Consider the following 11,101-nt stretch of genomic DNA (forward strand, 5'->3'; position numbering starts at 1 on the left):
GTCATCCGCGCGTCATGCTCGCTGTCCAAACAACAGGTCATGGGGCACGGTGTCATGACAGTGAGACCTTCGGTCACGACCGGGGTCGGCAGTTTTCCGGCGGAACTCTTTCCGGCGGATGAACGGCATATCATCGATCGCCTGATCGATGAGCGCACGACCAACCTGTCACGCCACCCCCTTTGGCCCATCGCCAAGCCGCTTCTGTTCCGGTTGATGCATTATCATCAGGCCGTGCGTATGGCCGACCGCATCGCGCCGCTGCCGGGCTGGGACGCGCTCGACTTCATCAGCAAGGTGCTGCAGCTCGATCTCACGATCACCGGGTTGGAAAACATCCCGGCGACCGGCGGCGTGATCCTGGCGCCAAGCCACCCAACCGGCATCGCAGACGGGATTGCGGCATTCGATCTCGTCAACAAGGTGCGCAAGGACATCGCCATCTTCGCCAATCGCGATGCGCAGCGCGTTGCGCCGCAGTTTCGCGACGTGATCATTCCCGTGGAATGGCGCGCCGGCGAGAAGAGCCATGCCAAGAGCCGCGAAACGCTGGAACTGACGGCGCGCGCCTTTCAGGAAAAGCGCGCCATTGTGCTGTTTCCAGCCGGCCGCATTGCCTACTGGAATGAGGGCAAGCTGACCGAACGTCCGTGGCAAACGTCGTTTGTCGCCTTGGCACGTCGCTACAAGTTTCCCGTCGTGCCGGTGAACATTTCAGCCCGCAATTCCGGCTTGTTCTACTTCCTGTCCAAGCATTCCACCGAACTGCGCGACATGACGCTGTTCCGCGAGCTGCTGAACAAGAAGGGCATGAAATTCACCTTCCATGTCGGCAAGGCAATTGAACCCGACCAGCTCGACGGCGACCCGGCCGAACTGACCGCACGGCTCCAGACCTTTACGGTCGACACGCTGAAGACCAACCCCGCCGCGACATTCGGCTAAGCAGGCACCCCACAAAGAAAAGGCCCGAAGCGTCGCCGCCCGGGCCTTTCTCATTTCACGATGCCAAAAAATCAGCCGATCTTCTGGCCGGTCTTGGCCCAGTCGGCCAGGAAGGTCTCGAGACCCTTATCGGTGAGCGGATGCTTTACCAGGGCCTTGAGCGTGGCGGGCGGTGCGGTGATGACGTCGGCGCCGATCAGCGCGGCCTGCTTGACGTGGTTCACGGTGCGGATCGAGGCCGCAAGGATTTCCGTGCTGTAATCGTAGTTGTCGTAGATTTGGCGGATTTCCTGGATCAGCTCCATACCATCCAGACCCATGTCGTCGACGCGGCCGATAAAGGGCGAGATGAAGGTAGCACCCGCCTTGGCGGCGAGCAGCGCCTGGTTGGCCGAGAAGCAGAGCGTGACATTGACGAGGCGGCCGTCACCGGTGATGGCACGGCAGGCCTTGAGGCCGGGCAGGGTCAGCGGCAGCTTGATGCAGACATTGTCGGCGATCTTCGACAGGAAGTCGGCTTCGCGCATCATCTCGTCATACTCGATCGCCACAACCTCGGCTGAAACCGGGCCTTCGACGATGGAGCAGATTTCCTTGGTGACTTCGGCGATCGAGCCGCCGGACTTCAGGATCAGCGACGGATTGGTGGTAACGCCGTCGAGCAGACCGAGATCGTTCAGCTCGCGGATGTCCTTGACGTCAGCGGTATCGACGAAAAACTTCATAACCGTCTCCTTGGCATGTTTGCCCACGGTGGAAGCGGGCGTGGCGCGGGTCGATTGGCCCGCTTTTGTATGGGGCTTGCTCTAGCGCAAGAAAGCGGCAAGGTCACGCGCAATGACGCAAGATTCGCTTGGGGTTCGCGTGGTGCCGGTTCTCTTGCCGATGCCTGCCGAAGCTCCCTATTCCTATCAGGTTCCACCCGGCATGCAGGTCGTGCCGGGCTCGATCGTGCGCGTCCCGCTTGGACCGCGTGAAGTCGCGGGGATCGTCTGGGATGGCGAAGGCGGCTCGGTGGATGCGCGCAAGCTGCGCCCGATTTCGGAAGTGTTCGATTGCCCGCCTGTCACGGAGCGCATGCGCCGCTTCGTGGAATGGGTCGCGGGCTACACGCTGGCCGCACCCGGCATGGTCCCGCGCATGATCCTTCGCGTGCCAACCGCCTTCGATCCCGAGCCTGATATTGACGGTCTGGTGCTGACCAACCGCCATCCCGACCGCATGACGCCGGCACGCACCCGGGTCCTGTCCATCGTGGAAGAACACGGCAGCGACCTCGCCTGGACACGCTCCGGCCTGGCCCATGCGGCCGGCGTGTCGATGACCGTTGTGGATGGGCTGGCGGCGCAAGGCGTGTTCGAAAAGGTGCAGATCCCCGCGAGGCCCGTCGTCGCCGAGCCCGATCCGGATTATGCCGCGCCGACGCTGAGCGACGGCCAAGCCGAGGCAGCCGAAGCCCTGCGCCTTCGCATCACCGATGACGCCTTTTCCGTGTCGCTGATCGATGGCGTCACCGGCTCCGGCAAGACGGAAGTCTATTTCGAAGCGATCGCGGCAGCCCTCAAGGAGGGCCGTCAGGTGCTGGTTCTCGTGCCGGAAATCGCGCTGACTCAGGCCTTCCTCGACCGCTTCCATGATCGCTTCGGGGCCAAGCCTGCCGAATGGCATTCCGATCTCGCCCCGCGCATGCGCGAGCGGGTTTGGCGCCAGTTAGCCGAGGGCCGCGTGCGGGTCGTGGCCGGCGCACGCTCCGCCCTGTTCCTGCCTTTCAAGGAACTCGGCCTGATCGTGGTCGATGAAGAACACGACCCCGCCTACAAGCAGGAAGACCGTGTCTTCTATAATGCGCGCGACATGGCGGTAGTGCAGGGCCAGCTTGGCGGCTTCCCGGTGGTGCTGGCATCCGCGACACCGTCGGTGGAAAGCCGCGTTAACGCAACCAGCGGGCGCTACGGTCTCGTTTCCCTGCCCGCCCGCTATGCCGAAGCCGCCCTTCCATCAATTCGGGCCGTGGACATGCGGCGTTCCCCGCCGGCGCGCGGCAACTTCCTGTCGCCGGCTCTGGTTGACGCAATGCGCGACAGCGTCGAGCGCGGCGAACAGGCGCTGCTGTTCCTCAACCGGCGCGGCTACGCCCCGCTGACGCTCTGCCGCGTGTGCGGTCACCGTTTCCAATGCCCGCAATGCTCGAGTTGGTTGGTGGAGCATCGCTTCCGCGGCCAGCTGATCTGCCATCATTGCGGCCATCATGAACCCAAGCCCGAAGCCTGTCCGGAATGCGGCACGCTGGATCATCTCGTCGCCTGCGGACCGGGCGTGGAGCGGATCGCCGAGGAAGTGGACGCGGCCTTCCCCGAGGCGCGCACCATCGTGCTGTCGTCCGACATGCTGGGCGGCACCAAGCGGCTGAGGCTGGAACTGGAAGCCATCGCCAAGGGCGAAGCCGATATCGTGATCGGCACGCAGCTCGTCGCCAAGGGGCACAACTTCCCCAACATGACGATGGTCGGCGTCGTGGACGGCGACCTCGGTCTTGCCAACGGCGACCCGCGCGCCGCCGAGCGAACCTTCCAGCTGCTTAGCCAGGTCACGGGCCGTGCTGGCCGCACCGGCAAGGCGAGCCGGGGCCTGATCCAGACCTACCAGCCCGATCATCCCGTCATGCGTGCGCTGGTCTCAGGGAATTCGGACGCCTTTTACGCGCAGGAAATTGCCGAACGCCGCCGCGGACACCTTCCCCCCTTCGGACGCCTTGCCGCCATCATCGTCAGCGGCGAAACCAAGGCCGAAGCCGAAACCCATGCCCGCGCTCTGCGCCGCGCAGCACCGGAGTCCGACTTCATCGACATTCTCGGTCCCGCCGAAGCCCCGCTCGCCCTCATCGCCGGCCGCCATCGTTTCCGCCTGCTGATCCAGGGCGAACGCAAGGCCGACATCCAGACCTACATCCGCACCCTGCTCGCCACCGGCCCCAAGCCGCGTGGATCGCTGCGGGTCCAGGTCGACATCGACCCGCAGAGTTTCCTGTAAATGCGATGCTTCAGCTGCGGTGATGCAAAGGCAGGCCGTCTCGCGCTAGAACAGCCAAACTGAGCGATTCGCAGGATCCGCATGAACCTCGCATTTCCCTGGCCGATCACGAATGGCGAGTGGCTGGCTTTCACATCCGCCGCGATCACGGTTTTGTTTGGCTTGGCTTTGCTGATCGCGCCCGCCTTGTCGTTCCGCATCCTGCGCATTGCTCCGCTTCCCGGTCATCCCGAGGCGATTAGCGAAGGCCGCGCGACCATGGCCGGCTTTTATCTCGGCGTTGGGCTCTGCTGCCTGCTTACCGGCCAGTTCTGGGTCTATCTGGCGCTGGGGTTTTCCTGGGCTTTCACCGCGTTCGGCCGCCTCGTTTCGATCCTCTCCGACAAGGCAAGCACGCCCTTCAACTGGATGCGCCTCGTGCTGGAATGCGCTCTGGCCGGACTGGCGCTGGCCTTCGCGCTGGGATTCATCGCCTGATCGAAGGAACGCTTCGGTCCGCTGCGACAAATCTGTTCAAATCGTGGCCGTCCGCTATGTTGCGGCACCGTTTTGCCTGTGCTAGACGGCAATCGACTTTTGGCCGGAGGGGGTGGCAAAGCCGCTTGCTTCAGCCTGATTTGCACACAAGGTCAAAGATTTAAGCCAGAGTCCAAGTGCTCGCGCCACAATCTGCGGTCCTTAACCCTGCGGCCCTCAAGGCAGAGAGAAAAGACGTAACGTGGCTCAATCCACTTCGCTGATCGCTGGTGTTGCCGACCGCTACGCGGGATCATTGTTCGACCTCGCGCGCGAAACAAACAGCATCCCCGCTGTTGAGGCTGATCTTACCCGTTTCGAGGCTCTGCTTCATGAGAGCGAGGATCTGACCCGCCTCATCAAGAGCCCGGTTTTTTCCGCTGAAGATCAGGAAAAGGCGCTCGCCGCCGTGCTGAAACAGGCTGGCATCACCGGTCTGGTCGCCAATTTCCTGCAGGTTGTCGCTCAGAACCGCCGTTTGTTTGCTGTTCCCGGCATGATCCAGGCATTCCGCCGAATCGCTGCCGATCATCGCGGCGAAGCAACGGCCGAGGTGACCACGGCGCATGCGCTGACGGAAACCCAGGAATCCGAATTGAAGGCTGCGCTGAAAAGCATTGCCAACAAGGACGTATCAATCAACGTGACTGTTGATCCGACCCTTCTCGGCGGCCTCGTCGTCAAGATGGGCTCACGCCAGATCGACACGTCGCTCAAAACGAAACTCGCTTCGCTTAAGCTCGCACTGAAAGAGGTCGGCTGATGGATATCCGCGCCGCGGAAATTTCCGCAATTCTGAAGGACCAGATCAAGAACTTCGGTCGCGAGGCCGAGGTTTCTGAAGTTGGTTCGGTTCTTTCCGTTGGTGACGGCATTGCCCGCGTCTACGGTCTCGACAACGTCCAGGCGGGCGAAATGGTCGAGTTCCCGGGCGGCATCCGCGGCATGGCGCTGAACCTCGAAAGCGACAATGTCGGCGTGGTTATTTTCGGCGCCGACCGCGACATCAAGGAAGGCGACACCGTCAAGCGCACCGGCGCGATCGTGGACGTGCCGGTTGGCCGTGGGCTGCTCGGCCGCGTTGTCGACGCCCTGGGTAACCCGATCGACGGCAAGGGCCCGATCGTGTCCGACGAGCGTCGCCGCGTCGACGTCAAGGCTCCCGGCATCATCCCGCGCAAGTCCGTGCATGAGCCGATGTCTACCGGCCTCAAGGCCATCGACGCGCTGATCCCGATCGGCCGTGGCCAGCGCGAGCTGGTGATCGGCGATCGCCAGACCGGCAAGACCGCCATCATCCTGGATACCTTCCTCAACCAGAAGCCGCTCAATCAGGGCGACGACGAATCGCAGAAGCTGTACTGCGTGTACGTTGCCGTTGGTCAGAAGCGCTCCACCGTTGCTCAGTTCGTGAAGACGCTGGAAGAGCGCGGCGCGCTGGAATACTCGATCGTGGTTGCCGCAACGGCCTCCGATCCGGCTCCGATGCAGTTCCTGGCACCGTTCGCCGGCTGCGCCATGGGCGAATTCTTCCGCGACAACGCCATGCATGCCGTGATCGCCTATGACGATCTCTCCAAGCAGGCCGTGGCTTATCGCCAGATGTCGCTGCTGCTGCGCCGTCCGCCAGGCCGTGAAGCTTACCCGGGCGACGTGTTCTTCCTGCATTCGCGTCTCCTCGAGCGCGCTGCAAAGCTGAACGACGACAATGGCAAGGGTTCGCTGACGGCATTGCCGGTTATCGAAACGCAGGCCAACGACGTGTCGGCCTATATTCCCACCAACGTGATCTCGATCACCGACGGCCAGATCTTCCTTGAGACCAACCTGTTCTTCCAGGGTATCCGCCCTGCCGTGAACGTCGGTCTTTCCGTGTCGCGCGTCGGTTCGTCGGCCCAGATTAAGGCGATGAAGCAGGTTGCCGGCTCTATCAAGGGCGAGCTTGCCCAGTATCGTGAGATGGCTGCCTTCGCGCAGTTCGGCTCGGATCTCGACGCCTCGACGCAGCGCCTGCTCAACCGCGGTGCACGCTTGACCGAACTCCTGAAGCAGCCGCAGTTCTCGCCGCTGAAGACGGAAGAGCAGGTCGCGGTGATCTATGCCGGCGTCAACGGTTATCTCGACAAGCTGCCTGTGAACCAGGTCGGCAAGTTCGAGCAGGGCCTGCTGTCCTACATGCGCAGCGAAGGCAAGAGCGTTCTCGAGACGATCCGCCAGGAGAAGCAGCTGTCGGATGCGACGCGTGCCAATCTCAAGGCGTCGCTCGACGCTTATGCCAAGACCTACGCGTAACCGACCCGAGGATAGAGCCGCCGCATGGCTTCCCTGAAAGAACTTCGCAACCGCATCGCTTCGGTTAAGGCGACGCAGAAGATCACCAAGGCGATGCAGATGGTCGCCGCGGCGAAGCTGCGTCGTGCCCAGGAAGCAGCGGAAGCCGCGCGGCCTTATTCCACGCGCATGGCAGCCGTTCTGGCCAATATCAGCCAGGCTGTTGCCGATGGCGGCGACGCCCCTGCCCTGATGACGGGCACTGGCAAGCGCGACGTGCATCTGCTGGTCGTTGCGACCGCCGACCGCGGTTTGGCCGGCGCCTTCAACAGCCAGATCGCGCGCTTTGCCAGGGATCATGCCCGCAAGCTGATCGCCGAAGGCAAGACGGTGAAGATCTTCACCGTCGGCAAGAAGGGCAACGACATTTTGCGCCGCGAGTTCGCCTCGCTGATCATCGAGAAGGTCGAACTGCGCGAAGTCAAGCAGATCGGCTTCACCAATGCGGAAGCAATCGCCCGCCGCGTCATCGAGATGTTCAATGCCGGCGAGTTCGACGTCTGCACCCTGTTCTATTCCGAGTTCAAGTCGGTGATCAGCCAGGTTCCGACCGCGCAGCAGATCATCCCGGCGAGCCTGCCGGCTGTGGCTGGCGCCGTGTCGGGCACAAATGGCGCGGTATACGACTATGAGCCGGATCCGGCTGAGATCCTCAACGATCTCATCCCGCGCAACATTTCCGTCCAGATCTTCCGCGCGTTGCTTGAAAACGTCGCTGGTGAGATGGGTGCCAAGATGAGCGCCATGGACAATGCGACGCGCAATGCCGGTGACATGATCAACCGTCTGACGATTACCTACAACCGTCAGCGTCAGGCGCAGATCACCAAGGAACTCATCGAGATTATTTCGGGCGCGGAAGCGCTCTAAAAACCAATCGCTCGGAGGCGAAAGCCGCCGCAGCCTAGATAAAAGGGTTAGATACGATGGCAGAAGCCAAGACCGGCCGCATCTCGCAGGTCATCGGCGCCGTGGTGGACGTGGCCTTCGACGGCGGCGACCTTCCGGCAATTTTGAACGCGCTCGAGACCGACAATGGCGGCAATCGCCTCGTTCTCGAAGTGGCGCAGCATCTCGGCGAAAACGCTGTGCGCTGCATCGCCATGGACTCCTCCGAAGGTCTGGTTCGTGGTCAGGCCGTGCGCGACACCGGCACCCCGATCATGGTTCCCGTCGGCGAAGCCACGCTTGGCCGCATCCTGAACGTCATCGGCGAGCCGGTTGACCAGGCTGGTCCGGTTCCTTCGGAATCGCGCCGCGCCATCCACCAGGAAGCCCCGCCTTACGTCGACCAGTCGACCGAGGCGCAGATCCTCGTTACCGGCATCAAGGTCATCGACCTCCTGGCTCCTTACGCTCGCGGCGGTAAGATCGGCCTGTTCGGCGGCGCTGGCGTCGGCAAGACGGTGCTAATCCAGGAGCTGATCAACAACGTCGCAAAGGCGCATGGTGGTTACTCCGTGTTCGCCGGCGTCGGCGAGCGGACCCGCGAAGGCAACGATCTCTACCATGAGATGATCGAGTCCGGCGTGAACAAGGATCCGCACGAGAACAACGGCTCGACCGAAGGCTCCAAGTGCGCCCTCGTGTTCGGCCAGATGAACGAGCCGCCAGGTGCCCGCGCCCGCGTCGCTCTCACCGGTCTGACGATCGCCGAGCACTTCCGCGATCAGGGCCAGGACGTGCTGTTCTTCGTGGACAATATCTTCCGCTTCACGCAGGCTGGCTCGGAAGTGTCCGCTTTGCTCGGCCGTATTCCGTCCGCCGTGGGTTATCAGCCGACGCTGGCAACCGACATGGGCGCGATGCAGGAACGCATCACCACTACCACCAAGGGTTCGATCACCTCGGTGCAGGCCATCTACGTGCCCGCCGACGATTTGACCGATCCGGCTCCGGCCGCCTCCTTCGCTCACTTGGACGCAACCACGACTCTGAACCGCGCAATCTCGGAAAAGGGTATTTATCCGGCCGTTGATCCGCTCGATTCGACCTCGCGCATGCTCGACCCGATCATCGTCGGCGAAGAACACTACACGGTCGCTCGTCGCGTTCAGGAAATCCTCCAGCGCTACAAGTCGCTGCAGGACATCATCGCCATCTTGGGCATGGACGAACTGTCGGAAGAAGATAAGGTCACGGTCGCTCGCGCCCGCAAGATCGAGCGCTTCCTGTCGCAGCCGTTCTTCGTGGCCGAAGTGTTCACCGGTTCACCCGGCCAGCTGGTTCCGCTCGAAGACACGATCCGCTCCTTCAAGGGCCTCGTGGATGGCGAATACGACCATCTGCCGGAAGCCGCCTTCTACATGGTCGGCTCCATCGACATGGCCGTTGAAAAGGCCAAGCGTCTCGCTGCCGAAGCAGCCTGATCAACCAAGCACCCCATGACCGGCGAGGTTCATCGCCGGTCATTTCAGCTGATATGTGAGACGTCATGGCCGAGCCCTACAAGTTCGAACTCGTTTCGCCGGAACGCCTGCTCGTTTCGGAAAGCGTTGAATCGATCGTCATTCCCGCCACCGAAGGCGAGATGACGGTGATGGCGAACCATTCGCCGGTGATGACCACGATCAAGCCCGGCATCGTGACGGTGAAGACGGTTTCCGGCAAGGAAGATCGTTACGTCGTTTATGGCGGCTTCGCGGATATTCTTCCGGATACCTGCACCCTTCTGGCCGAATCGGCCACGCATATCAACACGCTAGACAAGGCCGACATCACGGCCCGCGTTGAGCGCGCACGCGCCGATATTGGCAGCGCGCCGGACGATCATGCCCGCACCCGCGCCGAAGAATTCCTGCATCACCTGTCCGCTCTCGGCGACGCAGTCTGAGGCTGAACGGCTATGACCGGCCGTGTCGTCGTTGTCGGCAATGGCCGGCTGCCGCGCGATCTGACGGATGAGGTCGAAAGCGCCGACTTCGTTCTGCGCTTCAACGAACCCAAAGAGTCGATCGGCCTGTCGGGCGTCAAGACCGACATGCTGATGGTCAGCAATTCCGGCAAGCCTATGCAGCGCCGGTTGCGCGATCCCGGTTACTTCCGCTCTGCCATCGTGCAGAACGCCGGCGAGATCGTTTTCCCTTACCACCCCTACGCCATTCGCACCTACATGATCCGGCCGAACTGGCTGTCGAGCCTGCGCGGCCGCAAAGCGGACTGGACCATCCAGGCCGTTGAAGCCTTTGGCATGGCCGGCAAGGAAGTGCGGATCATGCCGCCGTCTTTTTACGAGGATGGCTGCGCCGAGCTCGGCATTCCGCGTGAGCAGATGCGCACGGTCTTCCCCAGCACTGGCTATCTCGGCCTGCGCCACGTCTTCCACCATTACCCCGAGCACCACGTCCAGATTTGTGGGTTCTCCTGGGAAGGTTGGAAGCGTCATGCCTGGTCGGACGAGCGCGGTTGGGTGGAAAAGAAGATCGCCGACGGCCGCTTGACCATGATGGCCTGACGACCAGCCGATTTCCGACAACTGGCCTATGCGGCCATGATGGTTTTGCTCGACATTTCCTTCTGTTCCTCCATCTTGCGGGGTGGTGCGGGTTAACTGGAGGGCTTGGAAACCATGGATCAATCGCTGGACATTTACATCGGCTGGGACTCGCGCGAGCCGATTGCTTACGACGTCGCCGAGAAAACGCTGAAGGACCATGCCAGCGTGCCGGTGCGGGTTTTCCCGATCAAGGTACATGAACTAGTGGAACAGGGTGTTTACACCCGCGACATCGACCCGCTCGCTTCCACCGAATTCACCTATTCACGCTTCTTCGTGCCCTATATGGCCGGCTTCAAGGGCTGGGCGCTGTTTTGCGATTGCGATTTTCTGTTTCTCGATGACATCGCCGAGATCCTGCAACATCGCGATCCCTCGCTCGCGGTGGCCTGCGTGAAACACGACTACACGCCCAAGGCGACGGTGAAGATGGATGGGAAGGTGCAGACCAATTATCCCCGCAAGAACTGGTCGAGCTTCATGCTCTTCAACTGCGAACACCCTTCGACCCAGCAGCTGACACCGGAACGGATCAACCGCGAAAGCGGCGCTTACCTCCACCGCATGCAATGGGCGGGTGATGATGAGATCGGCGAGATTCTGACACGCTGGAACTGGCTGGAAGGCTGGAACGAGAAGCCGGAAACCGGCACGCCGGGCGCAGTCCACTTCACCAATGGCGGCCCCTGGTTCAAGGACTGGCAGAATGTTGATTACGGCGATGAATGGCGCGCTGAGGCCGACAAGGTCGAGCCAGGCTGGCAGCCGATCTGATCCGCACTC

The 11,101-nt window shown here is 62.1% G+C and carries 11 protein-coding genes; 10 read left to right on the forward strand and 1 reads right to left on the reverse strand.

Annotation, left to right across the window (positions count from 1 at the left end; translation table 11 throughout):
* Positions 1-54 precede the first annotated feature (54 nt).
* Entirely contained in the window at positions 55-945 is an 891-nt protein-coding gene (locus RTX98_RS03130; protein ID WP_312794494.1) for a 1-acyl-sn-glycerol-3-phosphate acyltransferase, read from the forward strand.
* Between the two features lie 71 nt (positions 946-1,016).
* On the opposite strand, the gene fsa is transcribed toward RTX98_RS03130, so the two are convergent.
* Entirely contained in the window at positions 1,017-1,670 is a 654-nt protein-coding gene (gene fsa, locus RTX98_RS03135; RefSeq protein WP_189504768.1) for a fructose-6-phosphate aldolase, read from the reverse strand.
* A gap of 112 nt (positions 1,671-1,782) precedes the next feature.
* Between fsa and RTX98_RS03140 the strand changes: the two genes are divergently transcribed.
* From RTX98_RS03140 to RTX98_RS03180, 9 genes are all read left to right on the forward strand, one after another.
* Positions 1,783-3,975, forward strand: a complete 2,193-nt coding sequence (locus RTX98_RS03140) for a primosomal protein N' (protein ID WP_312794497.1) — start codon at positions 1,783-1,785, stop codon at positions 3,973-3,975.
* 81 nt (positions 3,976-4,056) lie between these two features.
* The gene (locus tag RTX98_RS03145; RefSeq protein ID WP_312794499.1) at positions 4,057-4,452 is read left to right on the forward strand and encodes a DUF4345 family protein; all 396 of its coding nucleotides are present in this window, start codon (positions 4,057-4,059) and stop codon (positions 4,450-4,452) included.
* A gap of 241 nt (positions 4,453-4,693) precedes the next feature.
* A complete protein-coding gene (locus RTX98_RS03150; protein ID WP_312794501.1) occupies positions 4,694-5,254 on the forward strand; it encodes a F0F1 ATP synthase subunit delta in 561 nt (186 codons plus the stop codon).
* Positions 5,254-6,783, forward strand: coding sequence for a F0F1 ATP synthase subunit alpha (gene atpA / locus RTX98_RS03155; RefSeq protein ID WP_189504764.1), 1,530 nt, complete (start codon positions 5,254-5,256; stop codon positions 6,781-6,783). The genes RTX98_RS03150 and atpA overlap by 1 nt, the downstream gene beginning before the upstream one ends.
* Before the next feature lie 24 nt (positions 6,784-6,807).
* On the forward strand, positions 6,808-7,692 hold the full coding sequence (locus RTX98_RS03160) for a F0F1 ATP synthase subunit gamma (RefSeq protein ID WP_312794504.1): 885 nt from the start codon (positions 6,808-6,810) through the stop codon (positions 7,690-7,692).
* 56 nt (positions 7,693-7,748) lie between these two features.
* Positions 7,749-9,191, forward strand: coding sequence for a F0F1 ATP synthase subunit beta (gene atpD, locus RTX98_RS03165; RefSeq protein ID WP_312794505.1), 1,443 nt, complete (start codon positions 7,749-7,751; stop codon positions 9,189-9,191).
* Between the two features lie 65 nt (positions 9,192-9,256).
* Positions 9,257-9,655, forward strand: a complete 399-nt coding sequence (locus tag RTX98_RS03170; RefSeq protein WP_312794506.1) for a F0F1 ATP synthase subunit epsilon — start codon at positions 9,257-9,259, stop codon at positions 9,653-9,655.
* 12 nt (positions 9,656-9,667) lie between these two features.
* A complete protein-coding gene (locus RTX98_RS03175; protein ID WP_312794507.1) occupies positions 9,668-10,276 on the forward strand; it encodes a hypothetical protein in 609 nt (202 codons plus the stop codon).
* A 114-nt stretch (positions 10,277-10,390) separates the two neighbouring features.
* Positions 10,391-11,092: a glycosyltransferase gene (locus RTX98_RS03180; protein ID WP_312794508.1), complete on the forward strand. Its 702-nt coding sequence runs from the start codon at positions 10,391-10,393 to the stop codon at positions 11,090-11,092.
* The last annotated feature ends 9 nt before the right edge of the window (positions 11,093-11,101 follow it).

Origin of the sequence: Tianweitania sp., assembly GCF_032053605.1 — a bacterium.
Taxonomy (GTDB): Bacteria; Pseudomonadota; Alphaproteobacteria; order Rhizobiales; family Rhizobiaceae; genus Tianweitania.